The sequence below is a fragment of the Burkholderia lata genome, assembly GCF_902499025.1.
Taxonomy (GTDB): Bacteria; Pseudomonadota; Gammaproteobacteria; order Burkholderiales; family Burkholderiaceae; genus Burkholderia; species Burkholderia lata_C.
In genome coordinates, this window is the sequence record NZ_CABVPW010000013.1 from 1 (window position 1) to 18,988 (window position 18,988).

Annotated in this window: 19 protein-coding genes; 14 read left to right on the forward strand and 5 right to left on the reverse strand. The window is 66.2% G+C overall.

The window, feature by feature from the left end; translation table 11 throughout:
* The coding region (locus BDI24065_RS14755; RefSeq protein ID WP_217481819.1) for a hypothetical protein at nucleotides 1-187 on the forward strand (187 nt) is incomplete at its 5' end.
* 161 nt (nucleotides 188-348) lie between these two features.
* On the opposite strand, the gene BDI24065_RS14760 is transcribed toward BDI24065_RS14755, so the two are convergent.
* Nucleotides 349-1,125 carry an enoyl-CoA hydratase gene (locus BDI24065_RS14760; protein ID WP_175031922.1) on the reverse strand — a complete coding sequence of 259 codons (777 nt, stop codon included), beginning with the start codon at nucleotides 1,123-1,125 and terminating at the stop codon, nucleotides 349-351.
* Between the two features lie 129 nt (nucleotides 1,126-1,254).
* On the opposite strand from BDI24065_RS14760, the gene paaN reads away from it, so the two are divergent.
* From paaN to paaK, 5 genes are all read left to right on the forward strand, one after another.
* Entirely contained in the window at nucleotides 1,255-2,961 is a 1,707-nt protein-coding gene (gene paaN / locus BDI24065_RS14765) for a phenylacetic acid degradation protein PaaN (protein ID WP_175031923.1), read from the forward strand.
* Between the two features lie 87 nt (nucleotides 2,962-3,048).
* Nucleotides 3,049-4,251 (forward strand): 3-oxoadipyl-CoA thiolase, encoded by a 1,203-nt coding sequence (pcaF, locus tag BDI24065_RS14770; RefSeq protein WP_175031924.1) that lies wholly within the window; start codon nucleotides 3,049-3,051, stop codon nucleotides 4,249-4,251.
* Nucleotides 4,252-4,296: 45 nt separating this feature from the next.
* Nucleotides 4,297-5,088 carry a 2-(1,2-epoxy-1,2-dihydrophenyl)acetyl-CoA isomerase PaaG gene (gene paaG, locus BDI24065_RS14775; protein ID WP_175031925.1) on the forward strand — a complete coding sequence of 264 codons (792 nt, stop codon included), beginning with the start codon at nucleotides 4,297-4,299 and terminating at the stop codon, nucleotides 5,086-5,088.
* A gap of 1 nt (nucleotide 5,089) precedes the next feature.
* Nucleotides 5,090-5,542: a hydroxyphenylacetyl-CoA thioesterase PaaI gene (paaI, locus tag BDI24065_RS14780; protein ID WP_175031926.1), complete on the forward strand. Its 453-nt coding sequence runs from the start codon at nucleotides 5,090-5,092 to the stop codon at nucleotides 5,540-5,542.
* 38 nt (nucleotides 5,543-5,580) lie between these two features.
* Complete coding sequence (gene paaK / locus BDI24065_RS14785) at nucleotides 5,581-6,879, forward strand: phenylacetate--CoA ligase PaaK (protein ID WP_175031927.1); 1,299 nt, start codon at nucleotides 5,581-5,583, stop codon at nucleotides 6,877-6,879.
* 254 nt (nucleotides 6,880-7,133) lie between these two features.
* Here the strand turns inward: paaK and mltA are convergent, their stop codons facing one another.
* Nucleotides 7,134-8,366, reverse strand: coding sequence for a murein transglycosylase A (mltA, locus tag BDI24065_RS14790; protein WP_175031928.1), 1,233 nt, complete (start codon nucleotides 8,364-8,366; stop codon nucleotides 7,134-7,136).
* 89 nt (nucleotides 8,367-8,455) lie between these two features.
* Nucleotides 8,456-8,830 carry a Co2+/Mg2+ efflux protein ApaG gene (gene apaG / locus BDI24065_RS14795; RefSeq protein ID WP_011350820.1) on the reverse strand — a complete coding sequence of 125 codons (375 nt, stop codon included), beginning with the start codon at nucleotides 8,828-8,830 and terminating at the stop codon, nucleotides 8,456-8,458.
* A 178-nt stretch (nucleotides 8,831-9,008) separates the two neighbouring features.
* Between apaG and rpe the strand changes: the two genes are divergently transcribed.
* The 8 genes from rpe to BDI24065_RS14835 all read left to right on the forward strand — a co-directional run bounded on the left by rpe (nucleotide 9,009) and on the right by BDI24065_RS14835 (nucleotide 16,323).
* Nucleotides 9,009-9,695: a ribulose-phosphate 3-epimerase gene (gene rpe / locus BDI24065_RS14800; RefSeq protein WP_011883156.1), complete on the forward strand. Its 687-nt coding sequence runs from the start codon at nucleotides 9,009-9,011 to the stop codon at nucleotides 9,693-9,695.
* Nucleotides 9,696-9,699: 4 nt separating this feature from the next.
* Nucleotides 9,700-10,464, forward strand: a complete 765-nt coding sequence (locus tag BDI24065_RS14805) for a phosphoglycolate phosphatase (RefSeq protein WP_175031929.1) — start codon at nucleotides 9,700-9,702, stop codon at nucleotides 10,462-10,464.
* Nucleotides 10,465-10,821: 357 nt separating this feature from the next.
* A complete protein-coding gene (trpE, locus tag BDI24065_RS14810; RefSeq protein ID WP_039362349.1) occupies nucleotides 10,822-12,315 on the forward strand; it encodes an anthranilate synthase component I in 1,494 nt (497 codons plus the stop codon).
* A 13-nt stretch (nucleotides 12,316-12,328) separates the two neighbouring features.
* On the forward strand, nucleotides 12,329-12,919 hold the full coding sequence (locus BDI24065_RS14815) for an aminodeoxychorismate/anthranilate synthase component II (RefSeq protein WP_175031930.1): 591 nt from the start codon (nucleotides 12,329-12,331) through the stop codon (nucleotides 12,917-12,919).
* 13 nt (nucleotides 12,920-12,932) lie between these two features.
* Nucleotides 12,933-13,964, forward strand: a complete 1,032-nt coding sequence (gene trpD, locus BDI24065_RS14820) for an anthranilate phosphoribosyltransferase (RefSeq protein WP_175031931.1) — start codon at nucleotides 12,933-12,935, stop codon at nucleotides 13,962-13,964.
* A 29-nt stretch (nucleotides 13,965-13,993) separates the two neighbouring features.
* Nucleotides 13,994-14,779 (forward strand): indole-3-glycerol phosphate synthase TrpC, encoded by a 786-nt coding sequence (gene trpC, locus BDI24065_RS14825; protein ID WP_175031932.1) that lies wholly within the window; start codon nucleotides 13,994-13,996, stop codon nucleotides 14,777-14,779.
* A complete protein-coding gene (locus BDI24065_RS14830; RefSeq protein ID WP_175031933.1) occupies nucleotides 14,779-15,405 on the forward strand; it encodes a CYTH domain-containing protein in 627 nt (208 codons plus the stop codon). The genes trpC and BDI24065_RS14830 overlap by 1 nt, the downstream gene beginning before the upstream one ends.
* Before the next feature lie 12 nt (nucleotides 15,406-15,417).
* The gene (locus tag BDI24065_RS14835) at nucleotides 15,418-16,323 is read left to right on the forward strand and encodes a uracil-DNA glycosylase (RefSeq protein WP_175031934.1); all 906 of its coding nucleotides are present in this window, start codon (nucleotides 15,418-15,420) and stop codon (nucleotides 16,321-16,323) included.
* Nucleotides 16,324-16,441: 118 nt separating this feature from the next.
* Here BDI24065_RS14835 and BDI24065_RS14840 read toward each other — a convergent pair whose 3' ends face one another.
* On the reverse strand, nucleotides 16,442-17,038 hold the full coding sequence (locus BDI24065_RS14840) for an FMN-dependent NADH-azoreductase (RefSeq protein WP_175031935.1): 597 nt from the start codon (nucleotides 17,036-17,038) through the stop codon (nucleotides 16,442-16,444).
* 147 nt (nucleotides 17,039-17,185) lie between these two features.
* Entirely contained in the window at nucleotides 17,186-18,985 is a 1,800-nt protein-coding gene (locus BDI24065_RS14845) for a M61 family metallopeptidase (RefSeq protein WP_175031936.1), read from the reverse strand.
* Nucleotides 18,986-18,988 lie beyond the last annotated feature (3 nt).

Below are 18,988 nucleotides of genomic sequence, written 5' to 3' on the forward strand. Positions count from 1 at the left end.
GCGTTTTCAGCAGCAGAGAAGCGAGATTATGAACCGTGTTTCGCAGATCGTCAACAACTTTTTTCACTACATCGTTGTGACTGCGGGGCTCAACTTCCAGGCCAGCTGCGCGCTCCAGACTCCAGCACACCACCAGCCCTGCTTCCCTCTTCCGCGCCGCGTTTCCGTTAGCGCGAAAGAGGCGTGATTCTAAGCACCCGCCCCCATCTGCGCAAGCCCCTTTGTGAAAATATTTTGAAAAAGCCCCCGTGCGCTGACGCGCACGGGGGCTTCGGGCTCGACGGGCCGGGCAATCACGCCGACAGCCGATACCGACCAGCCTCCGACCAACCTACCCAGGCAGCCCGATCAGCGGTGCTTGAACACCGGCTTCCGTTTTTCGACGAAGGCCGCCATCCCTTCCTTCTGATCTTCGGTCGCGAACAGCGAATGGAACAGCCGGCGCTCGAAGTGGACACCTTCCGCCAGCGTCGTTTCGTACGCACGGTTCACCGACTCCTTGACCATCATGACCGCCGGCAGAGAAAACTCGGCGATCGTTGCCGCGGCGGCAAGCGCCTCGTCGAGCAGCGTGGCGGCCGGCAACACGCGCGACACGAGCCCCGCGCGCTCCGCTTCGGCGGCATCCATGAAACGGGCGGTCAGGCACATGTCCATCGCCTTCGCCTTCGACACCGCGCGCGGCAAACGCTGCGTGCCGCCCGCACCCGGCATCACACCCAGCTTGATTTCGGGCTGGCCGAACTTGGCCGTATCCGCTGCAAAGATGATGTCGCACATCATGGCCAGCTCGCAGCCACCGCCCAGCGCAAAGCCCGCAACCGCTGCAATGATCGGCTTGCGGATCTCGCGGACCGTCTCCCAGTTGCGCGTGATGTAGTCGCCCCGGTAAACATCCATATAGGAGTATGTCGCCATCATGCCGATGTCCGCGCCGGCCGCGAACGCCTTCTCGCTCCCGGTCACGACGATCGCGCCGATGCCATCGTCCGCATCGAACGCCTTCAGTGCATCGCCCAGCTCATCCATCAGCGCATCGTTCAGCGCATTCAGCGCCTTCGGACGGTTCAGCGTAACCAGCCCGACACGCCCCCGGGTCTCCACCAGGATGTTCTCGTAAGCCATCTATTTCTCCTCGATCAATGAAATGAGAAACGCCTCGCACATGCGAATAGTTTGATGCTACCATTCTCCGACCAACCGGTCGGTTAATTAATCGATCCAACCCCTCTCAACGTCCATCAGGCTGCCGCCATGACCCATGCACTGTTCACGAAGCACGAAGACACGCTGAAGCACGCACTCGCCGCCATCGAGAGCCGCGGGTACTGGAGCCCGTTCGCCGAAATGCCGAGCCCCAAAGTGTACGGGGAAAGCGCGAACGCAGATGGCGAAGCCGCGTTCAAGTCGCAGCTCGACAAGACGTTCGCGCTCGATCAGCCGGCGTCCGGCGAAACGGTCGGCGCAGAGCGGTCGCCGTACGGCATTGCACTGGGCATCCGGTATCCGAAGTCGACGCCCGACGAACTGATCACTGCCGCTGCCGCCGCGCAACGCGCGTGGCGCGAAGCCGGCCCGAGCGCCTGGGTCGGCGTCAGCCTCGAAATCCTCGCGCGCCTGAATCGCGCAAGCTTCGAGATTGCCTATAGCGTGATGCACACCACGGGGCAGGCATTCATGATGGCGTTCCAGGCCGGCGGCCCGCACGCGCAAGATCGCGCGCTCGAGGCAGTCGCCTATGCATGGGACGAACTGCGCCGCATCCCGGCCGATGCTCACTGGGAAAAGCCGCAAGGCAAGAACCCGCCGCTCGCGATGCACAAGCGCTACACGATCGTCCCGCGCGGCACCGGACTCGTACTCGGCTGCTGCACCTTCCCGACCTGGAACGGCTACCCGGGCCTGTTCGCCGATCTGGCAACCGGCAACACCGTGATCGTCAAGCCGCACCCGGGCGCGATCCTGCCCCTCGCCATCACCGTCCGGATCGCTCGCGACGTGCTGCGCGAAGCCGGTTTCGATCCGAACGTCGTCACGCTCCTCGCGACCGAGCCCAATGACGGCGCGCTCGTTCAGGATCTCGCGCTGCGCCCCGAGATCAAGCTGATCGACTTCACCGGCAGCACGCAGAACGGCACGTGGCTCGAACGCCATGCCCACCAGGCACAGGTCTATACCGAGAAGGCCGGCGTCAACCAGATCGTGATCGACTCGACCGACGACCTGAAGGCCGCCGCCAAGAACATCGCGTTCTCGCTGGCGCTGTACTCCGGCCAGATGTGCACGGCACCGCAGAACATCTACGTGCCGCGCGACGGCATCCGGACAGCAGACGGCCATGCGAGCTTCGACGAAGTCGCACAGGCGATCGCCGTTGCCGTCCAAAAACTCACCGGCGACCCGGCACGCTCGGTCGAGCTGATCGGCGCAATCCAGAACGAAGGCGTGACCGCACGCATCGATGACGCCCGCCAGCTCGGCCGCGTGCTCGCCGACAGCCTGACCCTCCAGCACCCTGCGTTCCCCGATGCCCGCGTGCGCACGCCGCTCGTGCTTCAACTCGACGTGACCGATCGCAAGAAATTCACGCAGGAGTGGTTCGGCCCGATCTCGTTCGTGATCGCGACCGACTCGACCGCGCAGTCGCTCGATCTGGCCGGGGAAATCGCGGCGGAACATGGCGCGCTGACCCTTTCCGTCTACAGCACCGACGATGCGATCGTCGACGCCGCCCACGACGCGGCGGTGCGCGGCGGTGTCGCACTGTCGATCAACCTGACGGGCGGCGTGTTCGTGAACCAGTCGGCAGCGTTCTCGGATTTCCACGGCACGGGCGCGAACCCGGCAGCCAACGCGGCGCTGGCCGACCCGGCGTTCGTCGCCAACCGGTTCCGCGTGGTGCAAAGCCGCGTCCATGTTGCGCCGAAAGCGGCACCTGCGGAAGCCAGCCAACCGGCATAACCCGAATGGCCGACGTGCAAACGCCGCCACGTTCTCTACCATGAACGAATCCGCCACCCGGCGGGTTCGTTGCTCATCGATACGCCCATGACAGACGCCTACATCTGCGACGCGATTCGCACCCCCATCGGCCGCTACGGCGGCGCCCTGAAAGATGTTCGCGCCGACGACCTCGGTGCGGTACCGCTCAAGGCGCTCATCGAGCGCAACCGCAACGTCGACTGGACGGCGATCGACGACGTGATCTACGGCTGCGCGAACCAGGCCGGCGAGGACAACCGCAACGTCGCGCGCATGTCGGCGCTACTCGCGGGCCTGCCGACCGACGTGCCCGGCACGACGCTGAACCGGCTGTGCGGCTCCGGAATGGATGCGGTCGGCACGGCCGCACGCGCGATCAAAGCGGGCGAGGCACGCCTGATGATCGCAGGCGGCGTCGAGAGCATGACGCGTGCGCCGTTCGTGATGGGCAAAGCCACGAGCGCGTTCGCACGCCAGGCTGACATTTTCGACACGACGATCGGCTGGCGCTTCATCAATCCGCTGATGAAACAGTTGTACGGTGTCGATTCGATGCCCGAGACGGCCGAAAACGTCGCGGTCGACTACAACATCAGCCGCGCCGACCAGGATCTGTTCGCACTGCGCAGCCAGCAGAAGGCCGCGCGCGCGCAGCAGGACGGCACGCTCGCCGACGAAATCGTCGCGGTCACGATCCCGCAGAAGAAAGGCGATCCGGTGGTCGTATCGCGCGACGAACATCCTCGCGAGACGTCGCTCGAAGCGCTCGCAAAGCTGAAAGGCGTCGTGCGCCCGGACGGCTCGGTGACGGCCGGCAACGCATCGGGCGTCAACGACGGTGCATGCGCGCTGCTGCTCGCCAATGCACAGGCAGCCGACCAGTACGGCCTGCGCCGCCGCGCGCGCGTCATCGGCATGGCGACAGCCGGCGTCGCGCCGCGTGTGATGGGCATCGGCCCCGCGCCGGCCACGCAGAAGCTGCTGCGCCAACTCGGCATGACCATCGACCAGTTCGACGTGATCGAACTGAACGAGGCGTTTGCGTCGCAAGGCCTCGCGGTACTGCGCATGCTCGGCGTCGCCGACGACGATCCGCGCGTGAACCCGAACGGCGGCGCGATTGCACTGGGCCATCCGCTCGGTGCATCGGGCGCCCGGCTCGTGACCACGGCGCTCCACCAACTCGAGCGTACGGGCGGCCGCTTTGCGCTCTGTACGATGTGCATCGGCGTCGGCCAGGGCATCGCACTCGCGATCGAACGCGTGTAACCCACGCACCGCGCGCCTATAACGAAGTCATGAAGGAGACACTGCATGTCCTATCAGGCGATTCAGCTGGATATCGATCAGGCCTCGAACGTGGCCACGATTACCCTCAACCGCCCAGACAAGCTGAACAGCTTCACGCGGGCGATGCATCGCGAACTGCAGTCGGCGCTCGATGATGTCGAGGCGGCCGGCGCACGCGCGCTGATCCTGACAGGTGCGGGGCGCGGCTTCTGCGCGGGCCAGGACCTGGCCGATCTCGACTTCACGCCGGGCGCGTCCACCGACCTCGGCACGCTGATCGACGAGCACTTCAATCCGCTGATCCGCCGCCTGCAGCGTCTGCCGATTCCGGTGATCGCTGCCGTCAACGGCACCGCGGCCGGCGCCGGCGCGAACCTCGCGCTCGCATGCGATCTCGTGTTCGCCGCCCGCTCGAGCAGTTTCATCCAGGCCTTCGTCAAGATCGGGCTCGTACCCGATTCGGGCGGTACGTGGTTCCTGCCGCAACGCGTCGGCATGGCGCGCGCGCTGGGGCTCGCACTGACCGGCGACAAGCTTGGCGCCGAACAGGCCGAACAATGGGGCTTGATCTGGCGCGCGGTCGACGACGACACCCTCGTCGCGTCAGCCCGCCAGCTCGCCACCCAGCTCGCACAGCAGCCGACGCTCGCGATCGCATCGATCAAGCAATCGATGCGCGACAGTGTCACAAACACGCTCGACCAGCAACTCGACCTGGAACGCGACCTGCAGCGCAAGCTTGGCCAGTCGCACGACTATGCGGAAGGCGTGACGGCATTCATCGAGAAGCGCGCGCCGCGCTTCGAGGGGCGTTGACATGACGAACGCCACTGCCACGCTCGACCCCGATTCGCTTGCCCGTGCCGCTGCGCGGGCCATGTACGACGCCGACGCATGCAGCCGCGCGTTCGGCATGGAAATCGCCGAAGTACGCGCCGGCTACGCGCGCCTGCAGATGCGCGTGCGGCCCGAATTCCTGAACGGGCATCAGACCTGCCATGGCGGGATCATCTTCACGCTGGCCGATTCGACGTTCGCGTTCGCGTGCAACTCGTACAACCTGAACACGGTCGCGGCCGGCTGCTCGATCGAATTCCTGCGCCCCGTGCACGGCGACGATGTGCTGACGGCCGAGGCGATCGAGCAGGCGCGCGCCGGCCGCCAAGGCATCTACGACATCCGCGTCACGAACCAGACCGGCGAAACCGTCGCGATGTTTCGCGGCAAATCCGCCCAGATCAAGGGCACGGTCATTCCGGAAGACCGCTGACGTCGACGGCTCGCACATAACAAACACTGGAGACAGGCATGACTACCCCGCTACCGCTCGAGCCGATCGAGACCGCCTCACGCGACGAGCTGACCGCGCTGCAGCTCGAGCGCCTCAAGTGGTCGCTCCGGCATGCGTATGACCACTCCCCCGTCTATCGTCGCAAGTTCGACGACGCGGGTGTCCACCCGGACGACCTGAAGACGCTCGCCGACCTGTCGCGCTTCCCGTTCACGACGAAGAGCGACCTGCGCGACAGTTACCCGTTCGGGATGTTCGCGGTGCCGCAGGACCAGATCTCGCGCATTCATGCGTCGTCGGGCACGACCGGCAAGCCGACGGTCGTCGGCTATACGGCCGGCGACATCGACACATGGGCGAATCTCGTCGCGCGCTCGATCCGCGCCGCCGGTGCGCGCCGCGGCGACAAGGTGCACGTGAGCTACGGCTATGGCTTGTTCACGGGCGGGCTCGGCGCGCACTACGGCGCCGAACGCGCGGGGCTGACCGTGATCCCGTTCGGTGGCGGCCAGACCGAGAAGCAGGTACAGCTGATCCAGGATTTCCGGCCCGACATCATCATGGTGACGCCGAGCTACATGCTGTCGATCGCCGACGAAATCGAGCGCCAGGGCCTCGATCCCGTGCAGAGTTCGCTGCGCATCGGCATCTTCGGCGCGGAACCCTGGACCAACGACATGCGCGTCGCGATCGAGCAGCGGATGGGCATCGACGCGGTCGACATTTACGGGCTGTCCGAAGTGATGGGCCCCGGCGTTGCGTCTGAATGCGTCGAGACCAAGGACGGCCCGACCATCTGGGAAGACCACTTCTATCCGGAAATCATCGATCCCGAAACCGGCGAAGTGCTTCCGGACGGCGAACTCGGCGAGCTCGTGTTCACGTCGCTGACGAAGGAGGCGCTGCCGATCGTCCGCTACCGGACCCGCGACCTCACGCGGCTGTTGCCCGGCACTGCCCGCACGATGCGCCGGATGGAGAAGATCACGGGCCGTTCGGACGACATGATGATCGTGCGCGGCGTCAACGTGTTCCCGACGCAAATCGAGGAGCAATTGCTCAAGCAGCGCGCGCTCGCACCGCACTATCAGATCGTGCTGACGAAGGAAGGCCCGCTCGACGTGCTGACGCTCAACGTCGAACCCTGCCCGGAAACCGCGCCGGATACGGCGGCAATCCATGCGGCAAAACAGGCGCTCGCCTACGACATCAAGTCGCTGATCGGCGTGACGGCCGTGATCAACGTGCTGCCCGTGAACGGGATCGAGCGATCGGTCGGCAAGGCGCGACGCGTCGTCGACAAGCGCAAGGGCTGACGGCAATCGCTGCGCACGCACGACGCGCGGTGAATCCGTGACTGCAAATGAAACAGCCCGATCGGCAAACGCCGATCGGGCTGTTTCATTCAGAAACGCAGTTGGGGCACCCGCCGACACAACAGGCGCATCACGAAAACCGGCGTCGCACTGGCCCGTCGCGATCAGACCGACGCTCCCACGCACACCTTCACTCCAACGAATGCCGCGTCTGACGCATCAGCGGCGCCCAGGTCACCCCGCGCCGCCGCACATCACGAATTCGGGAACAGCAGCCACATCCGGCCGACCTGCTTCATCCGACCGGCCTGATCGCCAGCGTCGTCGCCGAGCCCCCAGAAATAGTCGGCGCGCACGCCGCCCTTGATCGCGGAGCCCGTATCCTGCGCGAACACGAGCCGGTTCATCGGCGTATTCGACAGCGGGCGCGTGGTCTGCAGGAATACCGGGGTGCCGAGCGGGATCGACGACGGATCGACGGCGATCGAACGCTCCGGCGTCAGCGGCACGCCCAGCGCGCCGATCGGGCCGTCCGCGCCACCATGCGGCGCATCTTCCTTGGTCGGCATGTCGCGGAAGAACACGAACCGCGGGTTCGTGTCGAGCAACGCGTCGACACGGTTCGGGTTCGCCTTCGCCCACGCCTTGATGCCCTGCATCGTCGCCTGAGCGGGCGTCAGTTCGCCGCGATCGAGCAGCCACTTGCCGATCGAGCGGTACGGCTGGTTGTTGGTCCCGCCGAAGCCGACCCGCATCACCGAACCGTCGTCGAGCAACACGCGCCCCGAGCCCTGCACCTGCAGGAAGAACGCTTCGATCGGGTCGTCGACCCACACGAGTTCGTTCCCATTCAGGATGCCGGCGCGTTCGAGCTGCGAACGTACCGGCAGCGCGGCGCCCGCGCGATAACCGGCCGGCCAGCGGTAGAGCGCGTACTGATACGGGCCGCGCCGCACGCGCGAACCATGCAGCAGCGGCTCGTAATAGCCGGTCACGAGCCCGTCGAGCGTACCGTCGGTATTCGCAAGCTGGAACGGCGTGAAATACGTTTCGAAGAACGTGCGTGCACTGCTGACGTCAAGCTCGTCGAGCCGGTCGGCGGCCGCGCAGGCGCGTGCCCAGGCCGGCTGGCGAGCGAGCCGCACGCAGTTCTGCCGCAGCGCGGCCGTCGCGCCGATCAGCGAATCGTCCTGCCAGCCCGGCACCTGCTGCCAAGCAACCGGCGTGAGCCGCTTCGCGGCGACCTGCCCCGGCACGATCGCCGCGCCGGTCGGCGGCTTCAGCGACGACGTCCGCGTCGGCGCGCTGCCGCACGCGGCAAGCAACGCCGCCGCCGCGGCCGCCGCAACCCACCCGGCCAACCGGGGCCCAAACCACATACAATGTCCGTTCTTGATGGAAACCGCCATGTCAGATTTTCTCGACCAATATCCGATGCTCATCTTCGCGCTCGAAGCCTTCGTAGCGCTTGCCCTGCTGATCTTCATCGTCGTGTGGACGTCGTCGGGCAGGAAGAAGCACGCCCGCGGCAACAACGACCGCCAGCCGCGCTAACGCACTGACGCGCTCCGCACACTCAATGCAGCGTGCGCGGCATGTGCAGTGCGAACTCGTCAACCGGCGCCTCGAAACGCTCGCCGTCCTCCGCCACGCAGAAGTACGCGCCACGCATCGTGCCGACCGGCGTCGCGATCACGGCCCAGCTCGTGTACTCGAAGTGCTCGCCCGGCTGCAGCAGCGGCTGGTGCCCGACGACGCCGAGCCCCTTCACTTCCTGCACGTGGTTCTCGCTGTCCGTGATGATCCAGTGACGCGCGATCAGCTGCGCCGCGACCTGTCCCGTGTTGCGAATCGTCAGCGTGTACGCGAATGCGTATTGACGGCGATCGGGGTCGGATTGTTCCGGCAAGTAGCTGGTTTTCACCGAAACGGTGAATTGATACTGACTCATGGTGTTTCCGCTGGAAGATGACTGTCCGTGCCGGCATGGGCAACGGGGCCGCGGGCGCGCCGCATTGGTTCGGCATTCTATGCGCAATCCGGCCTCGACCGCACGGCCCGCTGCCGCGCACCGGGTCGCCGGACGGTAGAATGACGGTTTTGCGCCGCAACGTCCCCGCTCCCCTGCCATGACCCAATTCCGCATCGCTCCCAGCATCCTGTCGGCCGATTTTGCACGGCTCGGCGAAGAAGTCCGCAACGTGGTCGCCGCCGGCGCCGACTGGATCCACTTCGACGTGATGGACAACCATTACGTGCCGAACCTGACCATCGGCCCGCTCGTGTGCGAAGCGATCCGCCCGCACGTGCAGGTGCCGATCGACGTGCATCTGATGGTGCGCCCGGTCGACCGGATCGTGCCCGATTTTGCGAAAGCCGGTGCAAACCTGATCAGCTTCCACCCGGAAGGCTCCGATCACATCGACCGCACGCTGTCGCTGATCCGCGACCACGGCTGCAAGGCCGGTCTCGTGTTCAACCCGGCTACGCCGCTGAACTACCTCGACCATGTGATGGATCGTCTCGACTTCGTGCTGCTGATGTCGGTCAACCCGGGCTTCGGCGGCCAGTCGTTCATTCCGGAAACGCTGAACAAGCTGCGCGAAGCACGCGCACGCATCGACGCGTACACCGAGCGCACCGGCCGCGAGATCCTGCTCGAAGTCGACGGCGGCGTGAAAACCGACAACATCGCGGAAATCGCGGCGGCCGGTGCCGACACCTTCGTCGCGGGTTCGGCGATCTTCGGCAAGCCCGACTACCGCAAGGTGATCGACGAGATGCGGGCCGCGCTCGCTACCGTCGAGCGGAGCTGACGCCGTGGCCGACTCGTCGCTCGCCGGCCATGCGCCGGCCGGGGCTGCAACGGACGCCGCCCCGATCCGCTTCGCCGCGCCGCGCATCGATGCGGCGCTGATCGATCTCGACGGCACGATGGTCGATACGGCCGACGACTTCACGGCCGGCCTGAACGGGATGCTCGCGCAGCTCGGCGCGCCGGCCACGTCGCGCGACGAGGTGATCGGCTACGTCGGCAAGGGCTCCGAACACCTGATCCAGAGCGTGCTGGAGCCGCGCTTCCCGGCCGACGAAGCGCACGCGCGCTTCGACGATGCGCTGGCGATCTACCAGACCGAATACGCGAAAATCAACGGCCGCCACGCACGCCTCTATCCGGACGTGGCCGCCGGTCTCGATGCGCTGCGTACAGCCGGTATCCGGCTCGCGTGCGTGACGAACAAGCCGCATCGCTTCGCGATCGAGCTGCTCGAGCAATACGGGCTGGCCGATTGCTTCGGCATCGTGCTCGGCGGCGACAGCGTCGCGCGCAAGAAGCCCGATCCGCTGCCGATGCTGACGGCCTGCGACGCGCTCGGCGTCGCACCGGATGCGGCAGTCGCGATCGGCGACTCGGAAAACGATGCGCTGGCCGGCCGCGCGGCCGGGATGGCGACGCTGACGGTGCCGTACGGCTACAACCATGGCAAAGCTATACAAACGATAAATTCGGATGGTATAGTCGATTCGTTGCTGGTCGCAGCTCGCGCGATCTCCGCGCACAACGCCGGCCGGCCAACCATCTGATCATTTCTTCCATCTGCATGTTTCTGAATAAAAAACGGAGTCTGAGCAGCATCGACCGGGGAGCCTGGCCCTGGCGTCGCTGGTCGCGCTAACCTCTTCGATGAGGTACGCTGAAGCACGTCTTCAGCGCCGTTTTTTATCTCGCTGCGCATCCGCGCGCCGATCGTCGCACCACCTCGAGTTCTACCGCGTCCGAACGCTTGCGTTCAGGCTCGGCCGCAGGCTCGCGACGTTCACGCCCGGAATGCCGGCCGGCAACAGGCACTTCTCGATCGACCGCCCTTTCGCCGACGGCAACCCGCGCAGCGTCAAGTGATCCCTGGCGCACGCGCCGCTCGTCCCGAACAGGACCGGAACATGACCGAACTCGAATTTCAATCGCTCGCGAACGAAGGCTACAACCGCATCCCGCTGATCGCGGAAGCCCTCGCCGATCTCGAAACGCCGCTGTCCCTCTACCTGAAGCTGGCCCAGCCCGAACGCTCGGGCGCCAACTCGTTCCTGCTCGAATCGGTGGTCGGCGGCGAACGCTTCGGCCGCTATTCGTTCATCGGCCTGCCCGCCCGTACGCTCGTGCGTACCCGCAACGGCGTGTCGGAAGTCGTGCGCGACGGCCAGGTCGTCGAGACGCATGACGGCGACCCGTTCCAGTTCATCGAATCGTTCCAGGCGCGCTTCAAGGTCGCGCAGCGCCCGGGCCTGCCGCGCTTCTGCGGCGGTCTCGCCGGCTACTTCGGCTACGACGCGGTGCGCTACATCGAGAAGAAGCTCGCGAATACCGCACCGCGCGACGATCTCGGCCTGCCCGACATCCAGTTGCTGCTGACCGAGGAAGTCGCGGTCATCGACAACCTCGCCGGCAAGCTGTACCTGATCATCTACGCGGACCCGAGCCAGGCCGAGGCCTATACGAAGGCGAAACAGCGCCTGCGCGAACTGAAGCAGCGCCTGCGCACGACCGTGCAGCCGCCCGTCACGTCGGCGAGCGTGCGCACCGAGACGTTCCGCGAGTTCAAGAAGGACGACTACCTGGCCGCCGTGCGCCAGGCGAAGGAATACATCGCGGCCGGCGAGCTGATGCAGATCCAGGTCGGCCAGCGTCTGACGAAACCGTATCGCGACAATCCGCTGTCGCTGTATCGCGCGCTGCGTTCGCTGAACCCGTCGCCGTACATGTACTACTACAACTTCGGCGATTTCCACGTGGTCGGCGCATCGCCGGAAATCCTCGTGCGCCAGGAAAAGCGCGGCGAAGACCAGATCGTCACGATCCGCCCGCTCGCCGGCACGCGCCCGCGCGGCAACACGCCCGAGCGCGACGCGGAACTCGCGACCGAACTGCTCAACGATCCGAAGGAGATCGCCGAGCACGTGATGCTGATCGACCTCGCGCGCAACGACGTCGGCCGCATCGCGGAAATCGGCTCGGTGCACGTGACCGACCAGATGGTCATCGAGAAATACTCGCACGTGCAGCACATCGTCAGCTCGGTCGAAGGCAAGCTGAAGCCCGGCATGACGAACTACGACGTGCTGCGCGCGACGTTCCCGGCCGGCACGCTGTCCGGCGCGCCGAAGGTCCGTGCGATGGAACTGATCGACGAACTCGAGCCGGTCAAGCGCGGGTTGTACGGCGGCGCCGTCGGCTACCTGTCGTTCTCGGGCGAGATGGATCTCGCGATCGCGATCCGCACGGGCCTGATCCACAACGGCAACCTGTATGTGCAAGCGGCGGCCGGCGTCGTCGCGGATTCGGTGCCCGAATCCGAATGGCAAGAGACCGAGAACAAGGCGCGCGCGGTACTGCGCGCGGCCGAACAGGTCCAGGACGGCCTCGATAGCGACTTCTGACCGGAGACTGACCATGCTGCTCATGATCGACAACTACGACTCGTTTGCCTACAACCTGGTCCAGTACTTCGGCGAACTCGGCGAGGACGTGCGCACCTACCGCAACGACGAAATCACGCTCGACGAAATCGCGAGCCTGAATCCCGACGCGATCTGCCTGTCGCCCGGCCCGAGCAACCCGCAGCACGCGGGCATCACGCTCGACGTGCTGAAAGAATTCGCGGGCAAGAAGCCGATCCTCGGCGTCTGCCTCGGCCATCAGGCGATCGGCGAGGCCTTCGGCGGCCGCGTCGTGCGCGCGAAGACCATCATGCACGGCAAGGTGAGCAAGATCGAAACCGACTGCCGCGGCGTGTTCGCCGACCTGCCGAAGCACTTCGACGTCACGCGCTATCACTCGCTCGCGATCGAACGCGAATCGCTGCCCGACTGCCTCGAGGTGTCCGCCTGGACCGACGACGGCGAAATCATGGGGGTGCGCCACAAGACGCTGCCGATCGAAGGCGTGCAATTCCACCCGGAATCGATCCTGTCCGAGCACGGCCATGCGCTGCTCGAGAATTTCCTGAAGCAGGCCCGCGCCGCGGCCACGCAAGCCGCCTGACGGGAGCCTCACGATGACGATTACCCCGCAGGAAGCGCTGCAGCGCACGATCGAACACCGCGAAATCTTCCACGACGAGATGCTGCACCTGATGCGCCTCATCATGCGCGGCGACATGTCGCCCGTGATGGCGGCCGCGATCATCACCGGGCTGCGCGTGAAGAAGGAGACGATCGGCGAGATCGCCGCCGCCGCGACCGTGATGCGCGAATTCGCGAACCACGTCGAGGTGCAGGACAACTCGAACTTCGTCGACATCGTCGGCACCGGCGGCGACGGCTCGCACACGTTCAACATCTCGACCGCGTCGATGTTCGTCACGGCCGCGGCCGGCGCGAAAGTCGCGAAGCACGGCAACCGCGGCGTATCGAGCAAGTCCGGCAGCGCCGACGTGCTCGAGGCGCTCGGCGTGAACATCGACCTGCAGTCCGACCAGGTTGCCGCGTCGATCGCCGAAACGGGCATGGGCTTCATGTTCGCGCCGAACCATCACCCGGCGATGAAGAACATCGCGGCCGTGCGCCGCGAGCTCGGCGTGCGCACGATCTTCAACATCCTCGGCCCGCTGACCAATCCGGCCGGCGCGCCGAACCAGCTGATGGGCGTGTTCCACGCCGACCTCGTCGGCATCCAGGTACGCGTGATGCAGCGTCTCGGCGCGCAGCACGTGCTCGTCGTGTACGGCAAGGACGGGATGGACGAGGTGTCGCTCGGCGCGGCGACGCTCGTCGGCGAGCTGCGCGACGGCCAGGTGCACGAATACGAGATCCATCCGGAGGACTTCGGCCTGCAGATGGTGTCGAACCGCACGCTGAAGGTGGAAAATGCCGACGAATCGCGCACGATGCTGCTCGGCGCGCTGGACAACCAGCCGGGCGTCGCGCGCGAGATCGTCACGCTGAACGCGGGCACCGCGCTCTATGCGGCGAACGTCGCCGAATCGATCGCTGACGGCATCCAGCTCGCCCGCGAAGCGATCGCGAGCGGCAAGGCCCGCGCGAAAGTCGACGAACTCGTGCGCTTCACGCAGCAGTTCAAGCGCTGACTCCCCTTACGAATCAAGCAGGAATCCACATGAGCGACATTCTCGACCGAATCATCGCCGTCAAGCGCGAAGAAGTCGCGGCGGCCATGCGCAGCGCGCCGCTCGAGGCACTGAAGCTGGACGCATCGGCGCGCGACCTGCGCGACTTCGTCGGCGCACTGCGTGCGAAGCACGCGGCCGGCCACGCGGCCGTGATTTCCGAAATCAAGAAGGCCAGCCCGTCGAAGGGCGTGCTGCGCGAGCATTTCGTGCCGGCCGACATCGCGCGCTCGTATGCGGCGCACGGCGCCGCGTGCCTGTCGGTGCTGACCGACGAGCAGTTCTTCCAGGGCAGCGTCCGCTATCTCGAGGAAGCGCGCGCGGCCTGCGAGCTGCCGGTGCTGCGCAAGGACTTCATCGTCGACGCGTACCAGATCATGGAAGCGCGCGCGATGGGCGCCGACGCGATCCTGCTGATCGCCGCCGCGCTCGACACGCCGCTGATGCAGGATCTCGAAGCGTATGCGCACTCGCTCGGCCTCGCGGTGCTGGTCGAAGTACACGACCGCAACGAGATGGAACAGGCGCTGACGCTCAAGACGCCGCTGCTCGGCATCAACAACCGCAACCTGCGCACGTTCGAGACGTCGATCCAGACCACGCTCGACATGCTCGACATGATTCCGTCGGACCGCATCGTCGTGACCGAATCGGGCATCCTGTCGCGCACCGACGTCGACACGATGCGTGCGGCGAACGTGAACACGTTCCTCGTCGGCGAAGCGTTCATGCGTGCCGACCAGCCGGGCGAAGAGCTCGCACGGATGTTCTTCTGATGGCGATCGAAAAGGAAATCAAGCTCGCGCTGCCGGCCGGCCAGGCCGACGCCGCGCGACGCTTCTTCGAGACGCTGACCGGCGAACCCGGTCACGACATCACACTCGCGAACGTCTATTACGACACGCCCGATCTCGCGCTGGCCCGCTCGAAGAGCGCGGTGCGCGTGCGCCGCGCGCCACAAGGCTGGCTGCAGACGTTCAAGACGGTCGGCAGCGCGGAAGGCGGCCTGCATCGCCGCCACGAATGGGAACTGCCGGTCGCCGGCGACGCGCTCGAGATCGATGCGCTCGTCGCGGCCTGCGACGTGCCGGAAGCCGCCGCCGCGCTGAATGACGCGGCCGGCACGCTGTCCGCACTGTTCCGAACGGATTTTTCGCGTACGCTGTGGCGCATCGTAATAGGCGGCGCAACCGTCGAAGCCGCGGTGGACCTCGGCGAGATCGTCGTCCAGGCGGAACATGAAACGCGCCGCGAACCGATCAGCGAAATCGAACTCGAACTGATCGACGGCCCGGAAGCGGCGCTCGCAACGCTCGCCGCCGAACTGCAGCAAGCGCTGCCGGGCCTCGCTCCCGACAACATCAGCAAGGCGCAGCGCGGCTACCGGCTGCGCGCGCAATAACCCGCATCACGCATGGCAACCCGCAAGACTTCCCGCGCGCCGCAACAGGCGTCGCTGTTCGACGATCCCGTGCCGGAAACGGCACCGGCCGATATTCCGTCCCCGGCGCCCGAAGCGCCCGCGGCCGGACGCAAACCCGCCAAGAAAGCCGCTGCGCCGGCTGCGACCCCGACGGCACCGCAGCCGGTTGCCGCCGACGTTCCGCACCTCGCCGCGCAATTCGACGCGCTGCCGGCGGTCTGGCGCGACGTGCTGAAACCCTTTACCGACAGCGACGCGTACGCGCCGCTGTGCCATTTCGTCGACGACGAGCGTGCGGCCGGCAAGACGGTCTATCCGACCGACGTGTTCCGCGCGCTGCGCCTGACGAGCCCGGACGATGTGAAGGTCGTGATCCTCGGCCAGGATCCATACCACGGCGACGATCGCGGCACGCCGCAGGCGCACGGGCTCGCGTTCTCGGTGCCGCCCGCCGTGCGCACGCCGCCGTCGCTGCGCAACATCTTCAAGGAAATCGCCGCCAACTTCGGCCATGACACGCCGCGCCACGGCTGCCTCGACACCTGGGCGCGCCAGGGCGTGCTGTTGCTCAACACGGTGCTGACGGTCGAGCGCGGCGCCGCCGCGAGCCATGCGAAGCGCGGCTGGGAGCAGTGCACGGACACGCTGATCCGCGAGCTCGCCGGCCGCCATCGGGGGCTCGTCTTCATGCTGTGGGGGGCACACGCGCAGGCAAAGCGCGCGCTGTTCGACGCAAGCGCGCATTGCGTGCTCGAGGCGCCGCATCCGTCGCCGCTGTCCGCGCACCGCGGCTTCCTCGGCTGCCGTCATTTCGCGCTCGCGAACGACTACCTGGTCGATGCGCGCCGCGAACCGATCGACTGGCGGCTGCCGGAAGTGGCCGAAACGCTCGCATAACGGCCTCGCCCCGCCGGCGATGCTTTCGCCGGCCGGCATGCAAAAACGCCGCGCCCCTTTCGGGACGCGGCGTTTTTTTATCAGGCGATGCAGCGGGTGCGTCGCACCCGCATCGACCTTACGCGGCGGCGATCGCTTCGCGTGCGCTGGCCAGCGCGGCGCTTTGCGCATCCGGGCCGAGGTTCAGGCCTTCCGCGAAGATGAAGCTCACGTCGGTCATGCCGACGAAGCCGAGGAACGTGCGCAGGTACGGGGTCTGGCTGTCGTTCGGCGTACCGGCGTACTTGCCGCCACGGGCCGTCACCACGTGAACCTTCTTGCCCTTGATCAGGCCTTCCGGACCGTTCTCGGTGTAGCGGAACGTGACGCCTGCACGTGCGATCCAGTCGAAGTACGTCTTCAGTTGCGACGAGATGCCGAAGTTGTACATCGGCGCGCCGATCACGATGATGTCGGCGGCTTGCAGCTCGGCGATCAGTGCATCGCTCTTCGCGACGATCGCATTCTGTTCCGCGGTGCGCTTGTCAGCCGGCGTAAAGAACGCGCCGAGCACCGATTCGTCGAGGTGCGGCAGCGCATCGGCCAGCAGGTCACGAACCACGACCTTCGCGCCGGGGTTCGATTGTTGCAGCTTTGCCGTCAGTTCGTTGGCCAGCAGCGTGGATTGCGCACCTTGCGAACGCGCGGCGGAATTGATTTGCAGAATGGTCGTCATGTCAGGCTCCAGTAGGGTTGCGCTTCGGTAGCGCGAGTGACGCCATTGTGCGTGGCCGCATGACCGCGAAAAAGCGGGTTCAGGGCGACGGATTGTTGCAGCAGCAGAACAATCCTCGATCGCGCCCCGATACCCGCTTCGGACCGTTCAACCCTTCAGCCAGGCTTCCCGGGCCTTCGATACGGCCGCCGGCTTCGCCGCCGCCGTCAGCCGGTAGCGCGTGACTTCCGGGCCGTCCAGCTTCAGTTTCGCGGTGCGCAGCTCGTCGCGGCGGAATGCGTGAACCTCGACCTTGTCACCCGGCCGGTAGCGCGCGAGCAGTACGTCGAGGTTGGTACCCGTGACGCGCAGCCCGTCGACCGCGATCAGCGTGTCGCCGGCCGACAGCCCCGCGCGATGGGCGGCACCGCCTTCGTAGACAGCCGCGAACGTGCAGTCCGCGCCGCCACGCAAGCGCGCGCCGATCGTCGGCTTCACGGCCGCGCCGTTCGCGACATCGGGCGCGAGCGTCACGCCGAACGGTGCGAGCAGTTCGGCGAGCGGCAGGTCGCGCGTGCCGTGCACGGCATCGGCGAACAGGCGGCCAAGCGCGACACCCGTCGCCTCTTCGATCAGCGTCTCGACTTCGTTCTCTTCGACGCCCGCCTGCTTGCCGCGGTAGAAATCGCGGCCGTATCGTTGCCACAGCAGGCGCATCACGTCGTCGAGCGACTTCCTGTTGCGCGTCTGTGCGCGGATTGCGAGATCGAAGGCAAGCGCGACGAGCGAACCCTTCGTGTAGTAGCTGACGATCGCGTTGGTCGCGTTCTCGTCCTGGCGGTAGTACTTGATCCACGCGTCGAACGAGCTCTCCGCGACGCTTTGCTTGAGCCGGCCCGTACCGCGCAGCACGCCGCCAACCGTGCGGCCGAGCGCCGCGAAATATTCGTCCTGCGACATCAGCCCGCTGCGCACCAGCATCAGGTCGTCGTAATACGACGTGAAGCCTTCGAACAGCCACAGCAGCGACGTGTAGTTTTCCTTCGACAGGTCGTACGGCACGAACGCCGCCGGCTTGATGCGCTTCACGTTCCACGTATGGAAGTACTCGTGGCTGCAGAGACCGAGATACGTGCGATAGCCTTCAGTCGTTTCGGGCCGCCCCTTCACCGGCAGGTCGGTGCGATTGCAGATCAGCGCGGTCGACGCGCGATGCTCGAGACCGCCGTAGCCGTCGCTGACCGCCAGCGTCATGAACACGTAGCGGTCCATCGGCGCTTTCTTCGATTTCGGCTCGAACAGCGCGATCTGCGCTTCGCACACGCGCTTCAGGTCGGTGCGCAGGCGCTCCATGTCGAGCTGCGTCACGCGTCCCGCGATCACGATGTCGTGCGGCACGCCGTGCGCATCGAACGTCGCGAGCGCGAATTCGCCGATCGTCACCGGATGGTCGGAGAGTTCGTCGTAGTTCGACGCGCGGTAAGCGCCGAACCCGTAGCGCTTCGTGCCGCGCGCCTCGGGCAACGCGGTGCCGACGCGCCATGCGCGGAACGCCGCACCGGCCGGCTTTGCGATGTCGACTTCACACGGCGCGTCCTCGCGGCCGGCGACGCTCAGGAACACGGCCGTCGCGTTGAAGAAGCCGCCCGATTCGTCGAGATACGCGGAGCGCACCGACAGGTCCCACGCATACACGTCGTAGCGCAGCGTCAGCGCGCCGTTCACGGGCGCGGCCTGCCACGTATGCTTGTCGGTCTTCGCGATCCGCACCTTGCGGCCCGCGTCGTTGAATGCGCCGAGCGTCACGATGTTGCGCGCGAACTCGCGTACGAGGTAGCTGCCCGGAATCCACACCGGCAGCGAAAAGCGCTGGCCTTCGGGGTCGGGATCGGTGACCGTCACCGACACTTCGAACAGGTGCGCGGCAAGATCTTTCGGGGCAATCGAATAGCGGATCGGCTGGGTCATCGT

Coding starts and splice junctions, on each gene's coding strand:
- BDI24065_RS14760 (WP_175031922.1), bottom strand. CDS start 1,125: ATGGCTTACGAGAACATCCTGGTGGAGACCCGGGGGCGTGTCGGGCTG.
- paaN (WP_175031923.1), top strand. CDS start 1,255: ATGACCCATGCACTGTTCACGAAGCACGAAGACACGCTGAAGCACGCA.
- pcaF (WP_175031924.1), top strand. CDS start 3,049: ATGACAGACGCCTACATCTGCGACGCGATTCGCACCCCCATCGGCCGC.
- paaG (WP_175031925.1), top strand. CDS start 4,297: ATGTCCTATCAGGCGATTCAGCTGGATATCGATCAGGCCTCGAACGTG.
- paaI (WP_175031926.1), top strand. CDS start 5,090: ATGACGAACGCCACTGCCACGCTCGACCCCGATTCGCTTGCCCGTGCC.
- paaK (WP_175031927.1), top strand. CDS start 5,581: ATGACTACCCCGCTACCGCTCGAGCCGATCGAGACCGCCTCACGCGAC.
- mltA (WP_175031928.1), bottom strand. CDS start 8,366: ATGAAGATCAGCAGGGCAAGCGCTACGAAGGCTTCGAGCGCGAAGATG.
- apaG (WP_011350820.1), bottom strand. CDS start 8,830: ATGAGTCAGTATCAATTCACCGTTTCGGTGAAAACCAGCTACTTGCCG.
- rpe (WP_011883156.1), top strand. CDS start 9,009: ATGACCCAATTCCGCATCGCTCCCAGCATCCTGTCGGCCGATTTTGCA.
- trpE (WP_039362349.1), top strand. CDS start 10,822: ATGACCGAACTCGAATTTCAATCGCTCGCGAACGAAGGCTACAACCGC.
- BDI24065_RS14815 (WP_175031930.1), top strand. CDS start 12,329: ATGCTGCTCATGATCGACAACTACGACTCGTTTGCCTACAACCTGGTC.
- trpD (WP_175031931.1), top strand. CDS start 12,933: ATGACGATTACCCCGCAGGAAGCGCTGCAGCGCACGATCGAACACCGC.
- trpC (WP_175031932.1), top strand. CDS start 13,994: ATGAGCGACATTCTCGACCGAATCATCGCCGTCAAGCGCGAAGAAGTC.
- BDI24065_RS14830 (WP_175031933.1), top strand. CDS start 14,779: ATGGCGATCGAAAAGGAAATCAAGCTCGCGCTGCCGGCCGGCCAGGCC.
- BDI24065_RS14835 (WP_175031934.1), top strand. CDS start 15,418: ATGGCAACCCGCAAGACTTCCCGCGCGCCGCAACAGGCGTCGCTGTTC.
- BDI24065_RS14840 (WP_175031935.1), bottom strand. CDS start 17,038: ATGACGACCATTCTGCAAATCAATTCCGCCGCGCGTTCGCAAGGTGCG.
- BDI24065_RS14845 (WP_175031936.1), bottom strand. CDS start 18,985: ATGACCCAGCCGATCCGCTATTCGATTGCCCCGAAAGATCTTGCCGCG.